Annotated in this window: 14 protein-coding genes and 1 pseudogene; 6 read left to right on the top strand and 9 right to left on the bottom strand. The window is 68.8% G+C overall.

Annotation, left to right across the window (positions count from 1 at the left end; all coding sequences use genetic code 11):
* The first annotated feature begins 55 nt into the window (after positions 1-55).
* From OV287_RS41590 to OV287_RS41570, 5 genes and pseudogenes are all read left to right on the top strand, one after another.
* Positions 56-544, top strand: a complete 489-nt coding sequence (locus OV287_RS41590) for an Rv1443c family protein (protein ID WP_267539585.1) — start codon at positions 56-58, stop codon at positions 542-544.
* 264 nt (positions 545-808) lie between these two features.
* Complete coding sequence (locus OV287_RS41585) at positions 809-2,083, top strand: hypothetical protein (RefSeq protein ID WP_267539584.1); 1,275 nt, start codon at positions 809-811, stop codon at positions 2,081-2,083.
* Between the two features lie 11 nt (positions 2,084-2,094).
* Positions 2,095-3,066, top strand: a complete 972-nt coding sequence (locus OV287_RS41580; protein WP_267539583.1) for a HEAT repeat domain-containing protein — start codon at positions 2,095-2,097, stop codon at positions 3,064-3,066.
* 90 nt (positions 3,067-3,156) lie between these two features.
* A pseudogene (locus tag OV287_RS41575) lies at positions 3,157-4,839 on the top strand (RNA repair domain-containing protein); the annotation flags it as partial.
* 209 nt (positions 4,840-5,048) lie between these two features.
* Positions 5,049-6,275: a poly(A) polymerase gene (locus tag OV287_RS41570; protein WP_373371869.1), complete on the top strand. Its 1,227-nt coding sequence runs from the start codon at positions 5,049-5,051 to the stop codon at positions 6,273-6,275.
* A gap of 5 nt (positions 6,276-6,280) precedes the next feature.
* Here the strand turns inward: OV287_RS41570 and fliB are convergent, their stop codons facing one another.
* The 3 genes from fliB to OV287_RS41555 form a co-directional block, all read right to left on the bottom strand.
* Positions 6,281-7,582, bottom strand: coding sequence for a flagellin lysine-N-methylase (fliB, locus tag OV287_RS41565; RefSeq protein ID WP_267539581.1), 1,302 nt, complete (start codon positions 7,580-7,582; stop codon positions 6,281-6,283).
* Between the two features lie 9 nt (positions 7,583-7,591).
* Positions 7,592-8,467: a poly(ethylene terephthalate) hydrolase family protein gene (locus OV287_RS41560; protein WP_267539580.1), complete on the bottom strand. Its 876-nt coding sequence runs from the start codon at positions 8,465-8,467 to the stop codon at positions 7,592-7,594.
* A 135-nt stretch (positions 8,468-8,602) separates the two neighbouring features.
* The gene (locus tag OV287_RS41555) at positions 8,603-10,285 is read right to left on the bottom strand and encodes a S8 family serine peptidase (RefSeq protein WP_267539579.1); all 1,683 of its coding nucleotides are present in this window, start codon (positions 10,283-10,285) and stop codon (positions 8,603-8,605) included.
* A gap of 164 nt (positions 10,286-10,449) precedes the next feature.
* Here OV287_RS41555 and OV287_RS41550 point away from each other — a divergent pair, with 164 nt between their 5' ends.
* Complete coding sequence (locus OV287_RS41550) at positions 10,450-10,899, top strand: inorganic diphosphatase (protein ID WP_267542522.1); 450 nt, start codon at positions 10,450-10,452, stop codon at positions 10,897-10,899.
* Here OV287_RS41550 and OV287_RS41545 read toward each other — a convergent pair.
* The 6 genes from OV287_RS41545 to OV287_RS41520 are packed head-to-tail and all read right to left on the bottom strand — an operon-like array spanning position 10,880 to position 20,232.
* Positions 10,880-12,595: a DUF885 domain-containing protein gene (locus tag OV287_RS41545; RefSeq protein WP_267539578.1), complete on the bottom strand. Its 1,716-nt coding sequence runs from the start codon at positions 12,593-12,595 to the stop codon at positions 10,880-10,882. The two genes, OV287_RS41550 and OV287_RS41545, sit on opposite strands and share 20 nt — an antisense overlap.
* Before the next feature lie 12 nt (positions 12,596-12,607).
* A complete protein-coding gene (locus tag OV287_RS41540; RefSeq protein WP_267539577.1) occupies positions 12,608-13,114 on the bottom strand; it encodes a cupin domain-containing protein in 507 nt (168 codons plus the stop codon).
* A 49-nt stretch (positions 13,115-13,163) separates the two neighbouring features.
* Positions 13,164-14,201: a hypothetical protein gene (locus OV287_RS41535; RefSeq protein ID WP_267539576.1), complete on the bottom strand. Its 1,038-nt coding sequence runs from the start codon at positions 14,199-14,201 to the stop codon at positions 13,164-13,166.
* Positions 14,202-14,225: 24 nt separating this feature from the next.
* The gene (locus tag OV287_RS41530) at positions 14,226-14,828 is read right to left on the bottom strand and encodes a hypothetical protein (RefSeq protein WP_267539575.1); all 603 of its coding nucleotides are present in this window, start codon (positions 14,826-14,828) and stop codon (positions 14,226-14,228) included.
* 5 nt (positions 14,829-14,833) lie between these two features.
* Positions 14,834-16,315, bottom strand: coding sequence for an FG-GAP repeat domain-containing protein (locus tag OV287_RS41525; protein WP_267539574.1), 1,482 nt, complete (start codon positions 16,313-16,315; stop codon positions 14,834-14,836).
* Between the two features lie 5 nt (positions 16,316-16,320).
* Positions 16,321-20,232 (bottom strand): serine/threonine-protein kinase, encoded by a 3,912-nt coding sequence (locus tag OV287_RS41520; protein ID WP_267539573.1) that lies wholly within the window; start codon positions 20,230-20,232, stop codon positions 16,321-16,323.
* Positions 20,233-20,356 lie beyond the last annotated feature (124 nt).

Genomic DNA, 20,356 nt, shown 5'->3' with positions numbered 1-20,356 from the left:
CCAGGGTGAGGGTCTTCCCGTAGTCAGCGGGCATCGCTCGCGAGGAGATGAGGGCATGTCAGGGCCGGCGCGGGAGTACGGTTTCTCCCTCTCCTCCGAGTTGCGAGCGCCACCCGAAGAGGTCTGGTCCCACGCGACCGACATGCAGGGCGTCAATCGGGAGTTCTTCCCGCTCGTGCGTATGACGTGGCCAGGACCAGACAGCCGGCTGCATGCTCCACCTGCGCTCGGCCAGCGGATGTTCCGGAGTTGGATCCTGCTCTTCGGGCTGCTGCCCATCGACTACGACGACCTCTCGCTCGCCGAGTTCGAACCCGGCCGCCGCTTCCTCGAGTGCTCGGTGATGTTCTCGCAGAAGCAGTGGGTGCACGAGCGCATCGTCACCCCCACCACGACGGGGTGCCGGCTCACGGACTCGGTCCGATTCATCCCGAGGCTGCGCGCGTTGGGGGCGTTACAACTTGCCGTCTTCCGGTTGTCCTTCCGCTGGAGGCATCGCAACCTGCGGCGGCTGTTCTCGCGCGGCCAGAGGAAGGCGGCTTGATTTGGAGGAGAGCGGACGTTCAGCTTACCGGGCATGCTGCAGGCGATGAGTCTTGTCCCGTTGTTGCTGCGCCTGACCCTGAGTTTGAGCCTCGTTTTTTCTGCTGCGTGCGCCACCTCGCGGGCGCGGATCCCAGCGGATGGAGGGCCGACGCAGGCCCAGGCCTCGGCAAGTGCTTCCCACGGTTCGAAATCTCCCGCGAACGGGCCATCATGGACACGGGGACCTGCCATCACCCGACTCTCCGGGTCCGAGCTCCCGCCGGTGCTCATCAGCCCCCTTCCCGGAGGCCGGCTACGACTCTCCTTCCCTGTCTCGCTGCCCCACCCCAACCTGGAGAAGCTGAGCGCTGAGGAGATACGCCCGCTGATCGCGGCGTTCGAGTCTTTCCGGCCGCATGCCCGCCCTCGGTTGCGGCTGATGCTGGAGGCTCCGGGAGCGACCGGCTCGGGCCTGGAGCCAGCCGCCCCGTGGGAGCTGCGGCTGCGTGAGGACTTCCTCTCCCGCTTCGGGCCTGCGCTCCTCCCCATGCCCGCGTCCCTGGAGACGAGCCGCCTCTACCTCGCCCTCAAGCTCTCCACCCGCTACATGGATGACGGCATTCGCGAAGCCGCCCAGGAACTCTTCAGCGCCCCGGCCTTCCTGGTCAGTGTCTCGCTCTCGGTGCTGGTCTACTTCGCTGCCTGGCTGGCGCCCGAGCCGTTCTTCTCAAAGGCATTCGCGGCGGCACTCACGGTTCGTCTGTCTCTGCTGGTGGGGTTGGTGGAGTTGAGTCGCCTGGCCGTGGCGTGCCTGCGTCTTCACCAGGAATCCGAAGCCGCCATCACGCCCCAGGAGCTTGAGGCTGCGGCCGAGCGCTTCGGCAAGGCGCTGGGGGGCACAGCCCTGCGGGTTCTGGTTGTCGTCGCCAGCCTCGGAGTGCCCCAGGTGCTTCCCAAGGTACCCGAGGGCGGCCTGTGGAGCTTGCTGAGTACCCTGCGCCATGCGCCAGCGGGTGGGCCATTGCTGGAGTCCATCGCGTCGGCCCAGGTGGTGGCTGAGGGCTCTCTTATCGTCACGGGGGTTGCCGTGGGCACCTCCGCCGTGTCCCTCTGCGGCGAACTTGCCGTCTGCGCGATGATGGATGGCGCGGGTGGGGATTCAGGGGGTGGCCCGAAGCTCTCCACTCGCTATGGCAAGCCCCACACACGGCAGAACCCACCGCACAACGAGGCAATTGAAGAGGAGTTGGCCAGACGCGAGGCTACTGGGCATATCGACTTGAGGAAGAACAAGCCGCAGCAGAACGCCAGCAAAGTCGATGTCCGTGACCGGGAACCCGTCAAAGGGGTTGGTTTTCGCAAGCCGGATGTCTCATCAATCCGGCCGGATGGTGTACGGCATAACACCAACTATGTCTCCAATGCCCGGGACTTGCAGCGTGAGCTGGATGCCTTCGAGTCGATGATCCGCGCGGATCCGAAGGCGATCCACGAGCTGTACTTGCTCAATGGCCGCCTGGTCCGGCGGTATGTGCCTCCAGGTGTCAGCTTTCCATAGGCAGGTGAGAGATGACTCACGGGATGGACGCGGAGCAGTTGCGGGACGAGCTGGTTGACGCGTGCTCTTGGGGAGAAGAGGACCGGGCTCGCGAGGTGGTTTCACGGTTCGGAATGGAGCCGAGGGCGAGGGCCTTGCTGGAGGCCATGCTGGAGGAGCCCGATGCGCTCATACGACAAGCCGCAGCATTCGGCTTGGGCGTACTTGGCGGTTCAGCCAGCGCCAAGCGCCTGGAGCAGCAGCTCGCTCTCGAAGAAGCTCGGGGGGACTACGACGGGGACTCCGTTGCCGAGGAAATCATCAGGGCGCTGGGGCGGCTCGAAGACGCAGATGCACGGGCCGCGCTCGTACGAAAGTTGGAGCGATTGGCCGCTGCCGGGCCGGAGCCTGGAGACGTGAACCCGGTGGCAAACGCACTGTGGAAGAGACGCCACCCGGACCTCCTGCCCATCCTCCGGCGAAGTCTGGACCAGATGGACCCTAAGGACTGGGGCGCCCTGCAGGGGCTGCTCGTTCTTCTGGAGAAGACTCCGGATGAGCTCCAGGCGTGGGCACGTGACCCCTCGGTCCCCGTGGAGCACAAGACACGAGTCGTCACGGTGCTCGACGCGGATCTGCCAGCCCCACTGGCCGCCACGTTGCCCTCCTTCATCTCCGCGGCCTCCTCCACGGTCGAGGAGGCCGTGAGTCAGGAGGGCGAGGCCTCCAGATACTGTGACCGCCTCTTCTCCCTGTTACTCCTGTACAAGGAGCAGGTCCTCCCCTCGCTCCTAGAGGAGGCGCGCACCGAGTTGCGAACCCTTGCCCGGAGGCTGGTGGCCTCGGTCGACCCCAGTTGCTCCCTCGGTGCTGCGGTCGTACTCAAGCATGTCGGGCGCCCGGAGGACTCCGCGTTTCTCGATGCCCACCGTCCAGCGGAGCCGGTCCTCGCCAAGGTCTTCGACGATGCCTCACGAGCGCTGCGCGGCATCCCGCAGGGCTGAGCTTCGACCGAGGCTGTCAGGACCGGCGGGTGCAGGGCGTCGGGTGGGGCGCGAGGGAGCCACTTCCCCGCGTACGCGAGGGTACCTCCCATGTCTCAGGACAGATTTCAGACCAGCCGCGAGGTGTACCACCGCATCCGCTGGGACTCCCGATTCGACGCGCGCGAGTTCGTCATCGGCTACGACACCCATGGTGAGACGCTGGAGGAGATGCCCTTCGGAGCGTTCACCCCCGATGGGGAAATCCCCTGGCACCGCGTCTGGTACTTCAAGCGCGGTCACGAGCTGGTGTGGGACCGCCGCGAACGCATCGACCGGCTGTCTTCCCTCACGTTCAAGACCTCGGAAACGCCTGCTCCGCTGCCTCCGACGCTTCCCGCTCCCACCACCGAGGCCGCTCCCCGCTTTACGCCCCTGCCTCTCCATCGCTACGACCCGCGCGCCAATGCCTGGGTCGAGATGGAAACGCCGGTTGGCGCCGAGGCGCTGCCTTCTCCGGCGGAGCTCACAGTCGCTACGTTCAACGTCCTGTTCGACCTGTACGACCCGGAGTTGCTCGCCACGCACCGGCGGACTGCCGCGACCAGTTCCCTGCTGCGCTCGGTCGATTCCGACCTCATCGCCTTGCAGGAGGTCACCGCGCCTTTCCTCCGCGCGTTACTCGAGAAACAGTGGGTGCGTGAGCACTACTTCGTCTCGGAAGGACCGAACGCCTCCACCGTCGAGCCCTATGGACAGGTGCTCCTCTCCCGCTTCCCGTTTGCTTCGCTGAGTCAGTGCGTCTTCTCCCGTGACAAGCGCATCATCGCGGGTGAGCTCGCGCTCCCGGGAGGCTCGCTGTGGGTGGCCACGCCGCACCTGACGAGCAACCGCGACCCCTCTGGAGGTAAGGCGCGGGCTGTCCAGGTCCAGGCGCTCCTCGACTGGGCCCGCTCTCTCGGGGAGGAGGGACGCGAGGCCCCCGACATTGCCCTGGTGGGTGATTTCAACTTCGGCGACGACGCGCCCGAGGTTCAGGACTTCGCGAAGGCTGGTTTCGTCGATGCCTGGACGGCGCTGAGGCCCGGTGACGCGGGGTATACGTTCGACCCATCTCGCAACACGCTCGCCGCGCTCACGACCACCACCGGTCGGCGCCAACGTCTCGACCGCGTGCTCGTGCGCTCGGCTGCCGGACGGCTCATCCCTCAAGAGGTGGGGCTCTTCGCCGAGGCGCCGCTCTCGGGTCCTCCTGGTCCCGGCGGGGATGCACTCTTCGCATCGGACCACTTCGGACTGAGCTGTGTGCTTCGACGCGCGCCCAGAGCCAGGCTCCGGTCGCTCTCAGTGCCGCTCGTTCGCCAGTCGTGTCTGGTGCTCGTCCCTCCCGAGGAGGTGTGGGCTCCCATCCAGGCCCTGCGTGCGGTGCACGACTCGAAGTTCGAGCGCTGGATGCCCCACGTGACGCTGCTCTTCCCCTTCGTGCCAGAGGATTCCTTCGGCGAGGCGGAGGCGCTCATCACGGAAGCGCTCCGGAACATCGAGCCCTTCGACGTGGTGCTCTCGGGCTTCGGGTATTTCGAGCACAGCAGCGATGTCACGGCGTGGCTCCGTCCGGATGATCGCCCGCACGGTGCTCTGAAGGCGTTGCGCGCTGCACTCGAGCCGCTGTTTCCCAAGGGCGAGGCGCGAGGTCACGAGCCTGAGTTCGACTTCACACCGCACCTGACCGTCGGGCAGCTCCCGCGTGCGCCAGCCGCCACCATCCGGCGCACGTTGGCCACCTGGGAGCGGGATTGGCGCCCGCTTCGTTTCGAGGTGAGTGAGGTATGCCTCACCAGCAAGCGCGGCGATGGCCCCTTCGAAGTTCGCCGGCGCGTGCCGCTCGGCGGAAGGCCTCGCTCCGGGGCTTCCCGCTCCACCACGGCGAGCACCGCCACGAAGGACCGTTCCTCCGTTGAAGAGGGAGACGTACTCCGAGCCGTGCTGTCGGCTCGCGGGGAGTGGCCCTCCGCCGAGACGCGGCAGGCTCGTCAGGCGGTGGTGGGCAGGCTCGAGGCCCTGTGCGCCCGGCTCGGGGCAGAGCTCCTTCGTATGGCTCGTACCTGCTGGGGACGGACAACGCTGGGAGTGACGTGGACGCAGTGGCGGTCGGGCCCGCGAGCCTCTCGCGCGAGGACTTCGGGCACGCGCTCACCCGACTCGTGGTCGAGCAGGAGGGACCCTCGGCCGCGCGCTTCGTGGCCGATGCCGCGCTTCCCCTGGTGAAGCTGTCTCTCGATGGGGTGCACTTCGACGTGTCCTATGCGAGTCGGCCCGAGGGGGTGGCACCTTGCCCGCCGACGGAGTTGCTGACGCGGTACGGCGAGCGGCTGGATGCCCCTGGTTTCCGCTCGCTCAATGGCTGGGCTGATACGCGGGCGCTGCTCGACTCCGTGGGGCACGAAGGCGTGGGAGCCGAGCGCTTCCGCACCGTACTTCGCGCCGTTCGCTCCTGGGCGAAGGCTCGTGGGGTGTACTCACACGCGCTGGGTTATCTGGGAGGGTTGTCGTGGTCGGTGCTGGTGGCCTGGGCGTGTACGCATGCGCCCCGAGAGGCCTCTGCCTCGGACAGCGGGCTGCTCGCGTACTTCTTCGAGACGTTCTCCGCCTGGCAGTGGCCTCGGCCCGTGACGCTGACCTCCGAGACGGCGGGTTACCGCGCTGGCGATCGGAGGGACCTCATGCCGGTGGTGGCTCCCGCGCTGCCTCCACGAAACACGGGGCGCAATGTGTCGCGCTCGACGCATCAAGTGCTGCGCGACGAGCTCACCCGAGCGCGTGAGGTGGTGCGGCGGGCCCGCGCCGAGGGAACGGAAGCCTCCTGGGCCGCGCTGTTCGAGCCGGTGGACCTCGAGAAGGAGCTGCCCGTGCGGCTACGGGTGTCCGTCGAGGCATCTTCGCCCGAGGCGCGCGAGATGGCCGCGGGCTGGGTGCTTGGGCACCTCACAGCGCTGGTGTACCGGATGGAAGCCGACCGCAGACTCTTCGCTCGGCCCTTCCCAACCCCTGCGCCGGAGGGCCCCTTCCTCATTGGTCTCTCCACGCGTGACCCGGGTGGCAACGAGGCCCTCTCGGTACGCCCAGGGAGCGCACTCGCACGGACGATGAACGAGTTCCGTACGTCGTTCCTGGAGTGGAGCCACCGTCCGCAGGGGGCAGCGCTCTCTATCGGGCTCGTCCCGCGCTGAGTCGCTCAGAACGTGGCGAAGACGAGCACCTTGCCCAGGGCTTCTGCGCCGCGTCCCGGACCCACGAGTCCTTCGGCGAGCGCGAGGAAGTCCGGCGACTGCTCCACGTGCTTGGCCACGAGCTGAAAGGTCTCCACCGCCGCTCGGTCCAACTGCTCCCGGGCCTCGGCGGTGGGGGAGGACTCCTGGCAGAGCTTCGCCACCCGGGGATGGCCCACCAATGACAGGCGGAGCAGTCCCACCCGTAGGGCCAGGCGGAACACGTACGCGAGCAGGCTCGGCGCGTCGATGAGCGGGCCGCGCCAGAGGGCATGGGCGGCGTAGTTGTCGAAGTACCGGTGCACCCGCTCACCATGCAGGGCTTTCAACTGCTGCCACCGCTCCGCATAGGTGCGCCAGGCTGCATCCAGGTCTCCCGGTGCGCCTTGCTGGAGCCCGAGTGATTCCAGGACGCCTCGGGCCAGGATGGAGAAGCGCTCGCCTCGACCCGCCGCCAGCCGTGCCCGCAGCACCGAGCTGAACAGGCCCACGCATGGGCCACCCGGGAGCGCCAGCCCCATGAAATCCCGGTGCACCGCCTCCAGCACGTCAGGTGATTCGAAGCGCTGAAGCACCTCGCTCAATAGCGTCTCGGCTGCGGCCCGGTCCTCACCTCGGAAGGACTCCGTCCCTCGGAAATAGAAGCCGTCCAACCCGTGGGCCAGGTGTCCAAGCATCGCGAGCCGCGAGGCGAGGGGATACTCACGCCGGTGCAGCAGCCGCAGCAGGGCCTCGCGCACAGTCTCCGCGTGGAAGGCGTAGGCGTCCTCCTCGTCCACGGGGATGTGTCTCTCCGTCCCCGGCCGGGGGATGGGCGAGTCCTCGCCGGGCGTGGGCACGGGCTCCACCGCGTCCTCCTCCAGCAGGCACAGGCGCGCCACCTCCGGGCAGGCCAGGGTTCCCGACACCTCCAGTCGCTCGCCCCACCGGGTGACGACACGCGGGAAGGTGGCGCAGATGTCCGGCAGCAGCGCGTCCCCGTGGCGGCGCTGGAGCGAGCAGAGCCGTTCCGTGTCCAGCAAGGGGCAGTACCCGTCCGGCCTCATCTGGATGAAGGCGTGCTCCGTGGAGGCTCCGCCTGGATTCGGGGTGATGCACTGGTGCAGGCGTTCCGACTCCTCGGGGCTGCCCGCCACCGCCGCCCGCATCCGGGCCCACTGCGGCTCGCTCACCGGTACCTTCAGCCCCGAGCAGCAGGTGTCCTCACAGCGCTCCGCGATGCAGCGGAAGCGTGTCATGTAGCGCAGAAGGGTGGGCTCGGTGGGCATGGGCAACCCTCACTCCAGATTCCGGGTGGAGGCATTCTGCCACCCGGGGCTGGTCATGATTTCGGGGTTGTCTCCCGCGAAAGCCGCTCTGGCGGCCGGGTCATCCTTGAGCTGATAGGACATCCAGGCGGTCAGGTAGCCTCTGTGATTGTTTCCGTTTCCTTGAATGGCATTGTGGTCCGCATCGATGGCCATCGCCATGGCGGCTGGCAGGGTGGACGGTGCGTTGTCGTAGGCGAGCTTGTTGCTCGAGAGCGGTGAGATGAGCCCATCGCCCGTTCCTCCCATGATGAAGAACGGAACCGCGATCCTCGAGGTCTCATAGACGTCTTCCGGCTCGCACCAGTGGAGCGCGGGGAGCGCGATGGAGACGACGGTCTTGATGAGCGCTCCAGCGGCGAAATGGGTATGGGCGTTGATGGCGCCGGTGGAGCCCTGGGAATGGCCCGCGACGCCCAGCCGGGTGGGATCGAGCCTTCCGTGGAAGGTGCTGCTCGGGGTGTCGTTCTGCTCGGCCATGTATTGAGCCGCTGCCACCAACTCCGCTCCCGTCCCGGTGGAGCTGGAGTAGGTATTGATGACGACGAATCCCCAGGTGGCGAGATGGGTCAGCAGACCGTCGTAATCCGGCGGGAGTGCATAGCTCCCATTTCCCCAGACGATGATGGGATGGCCGGAGGTGAGCTCCTTGGGATGGTATAGCTTGTAGAGCTTCTTGCCCGAGCTGTCCTGGATGTCCTGGGTGGTGACCTCGGATGGCCCCGTCTGGGCATACATGGCTTCAATGGGCGCCATGACGGGTTGGGGCGTACCGCATGACGCGAGGAGCATCGCCATCATGCCCAGACAGATGACCGCTGGGAGCTTCGCGAGCAAGAACTTCACCTTTCGGCCTGAACTCTCCATGAGCGCACCAGGGTAACATGGACGAGTGCCCGCACTTCACCGGAGTGGAGGCGGGCGACGGGAGAGCTGGCGGCACCGAAGGCGGCGCCGGGTCTGAGCGTCAGCCTGTGCCCATCACGGCAACTGCTGGAGCGCGTCGAGCGCCGCCTTGGCCTGCACCAGTCCGTAGCCGTAGCTCGGGTCACGACCTGTATCGCCCAGGTCCTTCGCGGTGCGCTCCAGCAGCACGCGCACCTCGGTGGCCGTCAGGCTCGGACGCGCGCTCCACACCAGCGCCGCCACGGCGGACACATGAGGCGCGGCCATCGACGTGCCCGGCAACTCGGCATAGTCCACGCCCCGCAGGTTCACATGCACCGGCTTGCCCAGGTTCTTGAGCACGGTCGCTCGCGACTCCCGGCCCACAGCCAGCGAGGGCACCCACTTGAGCCCCGGTCCATCCAGCGCCTTCAGCCAGGACTCATTCTCGGATTCGTCGATGCCGAAGATGATGGCCCGCGCGCCCTGCTTCATCACGTTCTTCGCGGCGGAGCTGGCCCTGGAGCCCGGCAGCCGCACGTAGGCCACGAAGCCGTCGCACGTGGCGCCTTTGCAGCCGTGGGGCTCGCCCTGGCCGCAGTCGACGAGCGCTCCCGTGTATTCACCGGCGGGAGAGAAGAAGAGCGAGCGGGAGGTGTACGGCTCGCCCTCCACGTCGAGCGCCGACACCGTAGCCCCTTGCAGGCTGATGCTGGAGAGCACGTCCACCCCGGGCGCCACCAGGCTCAGCCCACTGCCCCGGTTGGAGAAGAAGGCGACCTCGCCGTCCATGTCCACGGCCCCAACGGCCAGCACGGACGGGTAGGCCGCCGGATAGCTGATGGGCGCCTCGTAGCCCAGACCGCTGTCGTTTCCCGAGGCCGCGACGATGAGCATCCCCTTGTCGTGCGCGGTCTGGAAGGCCTCCCGCGCGATTTTTCCCAGGTCCATCGAGGTCCCGAGTGACAGCGAGGCGATATGGGCGTTGTTGTTCCAGCACCACTCGAGCCCCTCGAGCACGGCGCTGATGCTGGCGGTCTCATGCACGTTGAGCACCCGGGCGATCAGCAGCTCTACTCCGGGGGCCACGCCCACCATGCCACCCTGGTTCATGCCCGTGCGAGTCACGCCGCCCGAGGAGAGCTGGGCCGCGATGATGCCCGCCACGTGCGTGCCATGGCCAAAGCCCCTCACGCCATCCGTCTCGTCGCTCGGGTCCTCGTCCTCGTCCACGAAGTCGTAGCCGCCCGCGTAGGGGATGGACAGCTCGGGGTGCCGCCGATCCAACCCGCTGTCGATGACGCACACCCGGATGCCCGAGCCCACGGGCGCTCCCGTGTCGAGCATGCCGTCCTCGTTGGCGTCCCACACGCGCGGGGCCTGAACGAGCCGCACCGCGTGGGTGTACTCCTGCACGGAGCCCACCGCCGAGGGCAGGCCGAGCGCCCGCAGCTCCACGTCCGGTTCGATGCGCTCCACGTCGGGATGCGCGGCGAGCTGGGCTCGCTCCTCGGGTGTCAGGCGCGCGGCCACCGCGGGGACGAAGTGGTACTGGGCCGTCACCTGGCCTCCCAGGCGCTGCACCGCGGCTGCGCTCACCCGGGCGCCGGAGCGGTAGCGCACGAGGAAGGACTCGCGGCCACTCTTCGCTTCGGGCTGGGCCGGAAGGGCGCCTGCCTCCACATCCCTGCACTCGTTCTGGCCTTGTCCCGAGACATCGTCCACGCCCGAACACGCCGCCAGGGCCAAAAGCCCGAGAAGTGCCCAACCCCGCCTCATCGACGCCCTCCTTTGCAGCTTCGGAAGGAGGTGGGGTTGCGCGGGTACGGAAGCCAGGGGAGCGCGAGCTTTCCCAGGGCATCCACGTGCCCGGGTACACAGAGCGCGAGTCGTTCCGTCGGTTGCAGGACGAGCGAGCAACCCCTTCGTGCTACACAGCGAGGGTGTCCGAGTTCTCCCTTCCACCGGAGCTCCCGCTCGAGCCCGAGGTCCTGATCGAATCCCCCCGCTTCTCCGTGGTGAAGCGGCGCGCGGACGGAGGCGTGGACTTCATCTCCCCGCTGCCGTGTCCCTACAACTACGGCTGCATTCCCGGGCTGGGCTCAGGGGATGGAGATCCGCTGGACGTGGTGGTGCTCGGCCCTCGTCTGCGCCGGGGCGAGCGCCTGCGCGTACCGGTGGTGGGGGTGATTGGCTTTCTCGATGCGGGCTGCGCCGACCCCAAGGTCATCTGTAGCGCCCGTCCTCTGCGCCCGGTGGACCGGGCCGGCCTGGAGGCCTTCTTCCGCGTCTACGCCCTCTTCAAGCGGGTGCTGCACCTCGTGCGGGGCAAGCGGGGAGGGGACACCCGCTTCGTGGGCTGGCTCCCAGACGTCACGCGCCGGTCAGCATGAAGCGCCGCAGGAGCGCGGGCGGCACCGGGCCGAACGAGAAGAGCTCGTCGTGGAAGGCGGCCTCGTTGAAGCGGCTCCCGCGCTCGCGCCGGCAGTCCTCCTCCAGCCGCTCGAATTCGAGCGCGCCCAGCAGATAGGTGATGGCCTGCATGGGGATGCGCTTGTAGCGGAGCACCTCACGCCGCGCGTTGGGCTCCGGCATGCAGGCGCGGTGCACCAGGTAGTACACCGCCTCCTCGTCATCCATGCGCCGGGTGTGCAGGCCGATGTCCACCACCACGCGCACGGCGCGCAGGGCTCGGGCCACGAGTGCCGTGAGGGCCTCGGGGGCGGTGTAGAAGCCCGCGCGCCGCATCCGCTCCTCGGCGTAGGTGGCGTAGCCCTCGATGTTGAGCATGGGGCCGAAGTGGCCGCGCGCCATGGCCACGTGGTCCGTCACCAGGAGGAAGCGGACCGGGGCGGGGTGCTGGGAGAAGCCGCGCTGCCAGGCGACGCTCTGGAGGAAGTGGCCAGGGATGCCCTCGTGCACGGCCAGCAGCGCGGCCCAGACGGTGGGGTGTGCCGCCGCCATGGGGGCCAGCACGAACCAGCCCACCTTGCGTGGATCCATCAGCGGCGCGGGCCAGTTGGTGCCTCGGACGTCCACCATGCCCGGGGGAAGCGGCTTGAGGCCTAGCCGGATGCCCTCGGGCACGTTGAACAGCTCCTGCTCGTGGACGAAGCGCTCGGCGCGAGCAATGAGCGCTCGGTACAGGGGGATGACGTCCTCGTCGTGGTCGGGGTGCTCCGTCTCGAGTCCGGTGAGAAGTGCTCGGGCCTCCGCCAGGTTGGCGAGCGTGGACGGTGCACCGGGAACCTCTCGGGCGAGCTGGCCGGCGAGCTGGACGATGGCGCTCTGGGCTCGGTTCAGCACGTCCTCGGCTTGCTGCACCAGCTCCTCGGGAGAGGCGGTGATGCCGAACATGTGCCGCAGGCGCCAGCGGTACTCGTCCTCACCGAGCACGACGTTGGGGTTCGCGTGGGGCAGGACGTGCTGGAGGAGGAACTGGCGGTGGGCGGCGAAGGCCTGTCGGGCCTCGCGGGATGCGTGCTGGAGCTGCCGGGCCTCGGAGGCGGAGAGCGTCACCTGGTGCGCGCCGGGCAGGGCCGGCAGGTGCTCGAAGTACCGCACGATGACGGGGAGCTGTTCCTCCGTGAAGTCCTGGACGATGTGCGGGTCCGGTACCTCCCGGGTGGCAACGCCCTCGGCGAGCAGCTGCTCCTGCTGCTGGAGGAAGGCGGGGATGCGCGCGGCCCGGCTGGCGATGGCCGCCCAGTCCCCGGCCGTCTCGGCCTGGCCGATCTGGTACTGCAGCATGGTGTGCGGATAGGTCGACAGCTCGACATTCCGCCGGTGGCTGCGCAGGTCCTCGTAGGTGTGGACGTGGAAGCGGGTGACGTCGAGCATCGCCAGCCGATCCAGCTGCGCCTCGGGGGAAAGCTCCTCGGGAGAGAGGTGCTCGAGCCGCGCGAGGACGTCGCGGTGGAAGGCGTACTCGTCGCCCAGGGCGGAGGCGGAGAGCTCCTTGAGCCGGTCATCCAGGTGGTGGAGCCCGAGGGTGGTGGCCTCCTCGGGCTGGGTCTCGAGGTAGCGCTCGAAGAACGAGGCACGGAGCCGCAGGAAGGTCTCGAGAGCGGGCGAGGGGGCCTTGTTCATGGCCCCTTGAAGCTAGTCATTGCCCTCGGGAATGGTGAATGTCTCCAACTGGTCGATCGGGCAGAGGGAGACATTTCGGCCCACGCGGATCATGCGCTTGTTGTGACGCGGGAAGTCGGCAACCTCCATTTCGCGGCGCTCGCCACCGGAGATGTAGACGAGGTCCTCGGAGAAGGGGTTGCGCAGGTGATGCCCGACGGACGGGGTGGCGAAGCCGAGGAAGTCGCCCGGGCCAAGCTCGTGCTGCTCGTCGCCGACCTCGGCGATGCCGCGGCCGGACAGCACGTACATCCACTCCTCTTCCAATTGGTGCGAGTGGAAGACGAAGGACTCCTTGCCGGGAGGGATGCGGAGCACGTGCACGCCGAGGCGGCGCAGGCCCACGAGGTCGCTCAACGAGTGGCCGTGGATCTCCGAGTTCGGGTTGAGCGGGTGCTGTTGCGACTGCTCGGTGGCGCGGGTGCGGTCGGCGGCGCGGGAGAGTGGGGATTTGGGGGCCGCGGGACTCTTCTCGGACAAGGGAGCCTCCTGGTGATGGAGCGGCCCATCTTGCCCGGACGGACGCGCTTCAGTCGAAATAGACGGGGCGGACGTGGAACTCCGGGTAGGCCTTCGCCTCGAGCGGCTTCCCGGGGCGGTGGACGAGCTTCATCGTCGCCCAGCGCAGGAGCTGGCTCGGGTTGCGCAGTCCCGGCAGGAGCACCCGCTTCTCCTCGCCGAGCCACGCCACGACGGCCTCGCGCTTCTCCGGCGTGCAGATGCCCCACTCGATGAGGCGGCTGAAGAGGAAGGGAATCCTCGGCTCATCCGGCGCCAGCAACCCGCAGCCGATGCCCACCGAGGACAGGACGCTGTCCGCCACGTCGAGGTAGAGCTCCACCTCGCTGGTGGCCTGGAAGGGTTCGAGCATGCGCTTCACGTCGGTGCGCCTGCCCGGCCAGCCGAGGCGCGAGAGGTATGCTCCCACCTTCCGGGAGGGAGTCGTCAGCACCAGCCGGAAGGTGCGTGTGCCTCGTGCATAGGTGGGGGCGACGTGCAACAGCGCGGCCCCGGCGGGAATCTCCTCGAAGCAGCGCGCCAGGGCGCGGCGGACTTCTGGTTCCAGCGGACCTTGCCCGAGCAGCTCCAGCGAGCGCCACACGGTCTGGCGGATGGGATGCGCCCTGGGCAGCGCGCCCCGTACCAGGCGGCGGTGGGCATAGTCGGGCTGCACGCACACGGTGGTGAAGGGCAACGGCTCATGCGGTGCGGGCCGGTCATGGTCGAACTCCAGCCAGATGCAGGGAACCGCCGCGTGGAGCGGGCCCTGTTTCGGAGCCCACTCCGCGCAGAGCGCGCGGACGCCGTCCCAGATGGGGCCGGAGCGCTCGGGAGGAGGTGCATCTGCCTCCTGTGCCAGCTCCTCTCCGCCCCAGGCGGGCGTGACGGTCCCGAGGAAGTCCACTCGAGAGGCCCCCGCGTCCAACCGGCACTCGAAGGAGAAGTCGCGCAGCGAGGGGAGCCGGTGCATGAGGGGCTCGAATCGAGCCATCGTTCGCCGGGGAACGAGCACCTCGGGGACGCGCGGTGCCATCCAGGCGAACGTCTTCGGGACCGAGGGAACCACGAAAGGTCTCCGGGGGCGGTGGGCCTACTTCTTCGGAGTCTTGCCCCGGGCTCCGCGCGTCGGAGTCTTCTTCGCGCCGGAGGTCTTGCTGGCTGGGGCCTTCTTCGTGCCGGCCGGGGTCTTGCTTTCGCTGCTCGCCTTCACCGTGAAGCCCATGCTGAGCGTGGAGCTCGTCTTCGTGTCGGAGGTGACGCGCACGGTGTACGGACCCGTCGGAAGGCTCGCGGGGAGCACCAGTGAGCCCGCGGCCTGGCTCTTCTCCTCGCCGGCTCCCGTCACGCTCTGGATGGTGATGGGCACCTTCTGGGTGTTGTTCTCGATGTTGGCCGTCATCGGCACCGTGAACCACTGCCCGGTGAGCGTCACCTGGAGCGTCTGACCCTGGCTGCCCGACGAGGGCTTGATGCTGAGGAGGTTGATGTCCGGGTAGACCCAGGTTCCGATGATGGGGGACTGGCTCAGCTCGTCCAGCATCGCGTTGAGGATCCGCTGGCGATTCCGGCTGTTGAACACGGACTGCTGCCGCGCCGAGAGGCCCGCCTGCTTCATCGCCTTCTTGGGGTTCTCGGAGAACGCGCGCTGTACCTTCTCGTCATTCTTGAGGTCGTGGATGAACTTCAACAGCATGGGAATCAATCCTTGGAGGTGGTCCCGCATCCCGGGACGGTGGCGTAGGAAGAGTAGATGTAGTCGCCGAGCTGGCAGTCCTGGTTGGCCATGACGACGTCCACCGAGAGGGGGTGGGTATAGGCGACCTGGAGCTGTTCGCCGGGCTTGAGCCGTCTGGCGAAGGAGATCCACGGCGCGCCCGGGACGGTAGTGTACTCGCGTGGGCTGAGCACCTTGCCGTTACGCGTCACCCGCGAGATGCCGCTCACGAGGGGCAGCGGGAGGGTGACCACCGCCTGGGGGCGGGTGAGGGTCGTGCTCCAGGACGCCGGGCAGGTGAAGCGCTTGCGCAGATCCGCCGCGTCGATGGACTGGATGAAGCCGCGGGAGAGGGGGCTGGAGGTGAGCGCGGGCTGGGAGGAGAAGGCGTTGCCCTGGCCCAGGTAGAGCTGGAAGAAGCCGCCGGTGAGCGACTGATCGCCCCAGGAACCTCCGAGCAGATCCGTCATGCCATCTCCGTTGACGTCCGCCAGCTTCACCCCGGAGCCGAGGTTGATGGGCGTGGACGTCCACACGGGCTGGCCGGCGTCGGGGGCGGGGACATAGGCCTCGTAGCGGGGCGGCGTGCCCCCATCGCCGCTCTGGATGGCCTGGACGTTGTTGCGTGAGACGACGAGGGTCCACGTGCCCTCAGTGCCCAGGGGTCCCGCGGAGAGGTAGGGCACCAGCTCTCCCTGCTGGGAGCTCCACGCGGGCGTGGTGGGCAGGGAGATGCCACCGTCCGCGCCGAGGGTGCCCGGGAAGACCATCACCTGGGGCGCGCCGAGCACCAGGTCCAACAACCCATCCTGCTGCGCGTCCGTGAAGAGGATGCCACCGCCGAAGACCTCGGGCTTCGAGCGCCAGCCAGGGGTGGTGGAGAGACTCCCGCCCCGATTGAAGTAGATGCGCGCGGGGCCGCCGCCCGGTGGCGACATGTCCGACGCGGCCAGATCCAACTTGCCATCCCCGTTCGCGTCACCCAGCGCGCAGGCGAACGAGCTGTAGCGATCCTTCGAGCGGAACGAGGGGAGCTTCTCCAACGTGCCGTTCCGGTTGAAGTAGACCTTGACGCCGCCGCTGCCGTAGGGCGGGGCGAAGGTGGACACCGCGACATCCAGCCATCCATCGCCGTTGATGTCTCCCACGGCGAGGTTCATGTGGGCGTCCAGGTCCGCGGAGAGCCAGTCCGGACGCTGCATCGGGTTGAAGAAGTTGTCCCGCCGGGTGTTCAGGTAGACGGCGAGCGGCTGGAGCCCATCGTCGTTTCCGCTCGCGGTGATGAGATCCGGGTAGCCATCGCGGTTGATGTCCGCCAGGGCGAGCCCGGTCTCATAGAAGCCCATGGGCGCGCTCTTCAGGTCGGGCCGGGTGGCGTAGGGGACGGGGGGGCCACCGTCCACGGATGCGGAGTCCGCGGCGGCCAGTGCGAGCGAGGACAGGGACAGCAGCGCGAGCCAGTTCATCGGATTCACCGGCCCGTGAAACCAGGAGCGAAGGTGGCGGCCCAGCGCGCGGGCTCGGTGATGCCGTTCGCCGTCATCACCGCATGCGCCGCTTCCACGAGTGCGCGGCCCTCGTCTCCGCCGATGAGTCCTCCCTGATGGTGGCGGGCGATGGCCGCGTGGACCGCCATGCCCGCGGTCTCGAAGCCCTCGATGGCCGTGGACAGGTGGGAGCGCGTCCCAGCCGGGTCCCCTCGGAGACGGGCGATGCAGGCCCGGAGTAGATGCGTCATCGCCGCGGCGTCGCTCCGCCCCTGGCGTGAGAGCAGGTCCACGTCCTTCTCGGCGCTCGCGAGCAGTTTCTCCCGGAGGCTCGGGTTGTGCTCCGCGTGCGCGATTGCGCCGCACGCTCGCAGGGTATGCAGCTTCATCCGGCCCACCAGCGCGCGGAGGAGCTGCGCGGACTTCACCTGGGGCCACGTCTGGGTGATGCGCTGCCACGCCTGCGCGTGCTGTCCCTGGTAGAGGTCCGCCCAGGCCTCCACGATGAAGACGGTGATGTGATGGATGGTGCCCGTGCGCGGCCAGGCAGCGACGGCCTCACGCAGGCGTTGGCGGGCGCCCTCCGCGTCTCCGGTGGCGAGCAGCCCCAGGCCGGTGCCCAGCAGCGCCGTCATCTGCGAGTACACGTTGCCCTGTTCCACGGCCACGCGGTACCACTCCGCGCCGCGCTCGCGCAGCTCTCCCATCCGGTGCGTGGCTTCCAGGGTGATCATCACCACCGTGCGCGCCATGCTGCCCTCCCAGAGGGCATCCCGGTGGCTCTTGCGCATCCGCTCCAGGCCTTCATCCGCGCGCTCGAGCGCCTCGGCCCAGTTGCCCACGGTCAACGAGCGCACGCTGTTGAAGATGTCCGTCAGGCCGAGCAGGTCTGGCGAATTCAGCCGCCGGGCGAGCTCCACGCCTCGCTCGAGGTCGCGCGTGCCCGACTCCAGCGCGCTCTTGGAACCCTGGAACAGCCAGTTCCCGCCGAAAGCGATCAACGGGCGCGCCACGCGATGGGGCTCCCCCACGTCGAGCGCCAGCAGCAGGCCTCGCAGCAGGAAGAGCATGCCGCGCGTGGGCTCCACGTTGAACAGCGAGCGCCCGAGCGCCCAGAGCAGGTCGACGCGCTGGAGCTCCACGGGCGGCACCTCGGACTCGGCCCGCTCGGTGAAGCCGATGCCGCGCAGCTTGAGCCGGGCCAGCAGCCAGACGACCTCCAGCAGTGTCCTTGCGGTGGAGCTCGGGTAGCTCAGGCCGAGCCGCTCGAGCACCGGTCCCAGCAGCGCGAGACCGTCGTCGAGCCGTCCCCCCTCCAGATAATGTTCGATGGCGCGGCACTGGAGCTGCAACCGCTCGCCAGCGGGGGCGCTCTCGGCGAGGCGCAGGAAGATGGGGGCCGCCGCGGTGCCGTGGCCGGCGAGCACGAGGACTTCCGCCCGGGCCCGCTCCAGCTCGTGGCGGGGAGGGAGGCCGGAGACGGGTGTGCCCTGGCTCCACTCGAGGGCGAAACCATACAGCTCCGCGGCCCGGGTGAACGCCAGTGCCTCGCGGGCGCGCTCGGCGGCGCTGAGTGCGTAGAGGGACGCCCGCACGAGCTCGCCCGCTCCGTGCAGGTGCAGCGCGAGCCGCTCTGGATCTGTCTGGGGCAGGGCTTCGAGCACCTCGGCGAGCCGGCGGTGGTGACCCTGGACAGCCGGGGCCTGGAGCGTCTCCACGAGCCGCTCGCGAATGCGGTCATGGCTCACCTCCAGGTCCACGCCGCCGGGGGTCGCGCGGGTGCGCAGCAGGTGGGTGGAGCGCAGCAGGGCGAGCGACGACAGCGCGGCCTTCAAGGGCCGAGCCGCGTCCAGCGCGAGCGTCTGCTCCAGGGGATGGCCGGCCACCGCCAGGAGCTCGAGGAGCTGGCGTGCGTCCTCGGGCAACTGGTGGACACGCGCGTCGATGACTCGGCCCAGCGACAGCTCTCCCGAGTTGGCGCGCTCACCGTCCAAAGTGACGTAGCGCACGAACTCCTCGGTCAGCAGTGGGCTGCCCCCGGCTTCACGCGCGATGCGCTCGGCCTGGGCGCGTGTCCCGGCGTCCTCCACGCCCAGCCGCTCCAGGGCGAGGCGCGCGGACTCCTCCGGTGAGAGGGGCGGAAGCGCTACCTCCACGGGCGGCACCGTCCAGGACAGCGGCTCCAACAGTTGTCGCAGCGCCTCCAGGCACGGACTGTCTGCGGCCTCGTCGCTCCGGTAGCTGAGCACCAGCAGCAGCGGCGGTGCGGACGGCGGCGACAGCAGCTCCGCGAGGAAGCGGGCGCTGTCCAGGTCGCCCCACTGGAGATCATCCAGCAGCAGCACCAGCGGCTGGTGCTGGGCGAGTCGCCGCAGCAGTTCCTTCGACACGCGCACGGCGAGGGCACGAGCCAGGAGGGGATCCTCCGGAAGGGGTTCCGCGTGCTCCTGCGGCAGCAAGTCCTCGTTCAGCCGGAGGACGGGGAAGAGGCGGGCGAGAGCCTGAAACTGCTCCGGGATGACATCGCGCACCTGCTCGCGAGGGAGCTGAGAGATGGCGCGGCTGAGCGAGTCCATCAGGCTGTCGAGGGCCTTATAGGGAACGGACTCCCGCTCGTAGCAGCGGCCAGAGACGACCAGGGCGCGTCCCTCGCGGCGCAGCTCCTGGGCGAAGGACTCGAGCAGTGCGCTCTTGCCCAGGCCAGCCAGGCCGTGGACGCGGGCCAGCACGGTTTCGCCCGCGGCGCTCCGCGAGGCAGCACCGCGCAGTGCGGCCAGCTCCTTCTCACGGCCCACCAGACGGAGCTCGCGAGAGGTGGGGGCCGGTGCCTCCGGGGTGCTTCCCCCGAGTCGGCGCACGACCTCGGCTCCAGAGGGGCGCGCGGCGGGGTCCTCGCGGAGCAGTTCCTCGCACAGGGAGACGAGGTCCGCGGGCGCGTCCACCACGAAGAGCGAGATAGGGGGAACACCGCGCCGCTGGGTCTGCCGCATCTCGTGCATCTGACCGGAGAAGGGCCGCTGCCCGGTGAGGGCCTCGTAGAGCATGACGCCCACCGAGTACCAGTCAGTGGCCTCGGTGGAGGGCTGGAGCGCCCACTGCTCTGGGGCCATGTACGGGGGCGAGCCGGCGAGGGGCTCGGGGGAGCCCATGACGGCGGAGGGGTACATCAGCGGCTTGGCGAGCCCGAAGTCGAGGATGACCACGCGGCCCTGGGGCGTGACGCGGACGTTGGAGGGCTTGAGGTCGCGGTGGATGAGGCCGGAGGCGTGGAGTGCGCGCAGGCCCTGGACGAGCTCCCGGAACACCTGGCGGAGGCGCTCGGCGTCGACGGTGCGGGTGGGAGCGGTTGGGACGACGGGAGCCTGAGAGCCGGTGGTGGCGGCGTTGAGACTGGTGGCGGTGTTCTCGTCCGGCGACGAGTTGCTCGAGCCGTCGCTCTGCTTCGTCTCGGAGCTGGGGGCGGAGGCGGCGGGCAGGGAGGTCCCGTAGGCGGGCATGCCGGGCGGGGGCGCCGCGGGGTGCCGCAGCGGGCTGGTGGCGGTGTCCTCGTCGGGTGACGAGTGCGTCATGCTCTCCGCCGAGGCTCGTAGCCATAGGTAGTCGAGGAAGGCGTGGCCCTCGATGAGCTCCATGGTGAAGAACCAGGTGGAGCCCTCGGAGAACAGCTCGTAGAGGGTGACGAGGTTCGGGTGGGCGAGCTCCGTGAGCAGGCGGAACTCCTGCTTGAAGCGGTAGAGCGCTCCGGGGGCGGCCTGGTGCAGCGTCTTGAGGGCTACCACCGAGCCCGTCCGCCGGTCGAACGCCTCGCACACGATGCCGAAGCCACCCACGCCCAGGGTTCGCCGGACCTCGAAACGCTCGTTGCCCGTGAAGCCTTGTAGTGCCGCGATTCTCACTGGCCCCTCCCCTGTGATGGCGTCGACGCTACACCACGCTCCCTGGGGCGGAAAATGAAGCGACGGGGAGGGGCTGGGTGGCAGTGCCCCGGCCAGCCTGGATCCACGCGCCTGCCTGCCCTTC

The sequence above is a fragment of the Archangium lansingense genome (assembly GCF_026626635.1).
GTDB classification, from domain to species: domain Bacteria; phylum Myxococcota; class Myxococcia; order Myxococcales; family Myxococcaceae; genus Archangium; species Archangium lansingense.
This window is presented reverse-complemented; position numbering and strand designations above follow the sequence as displayed.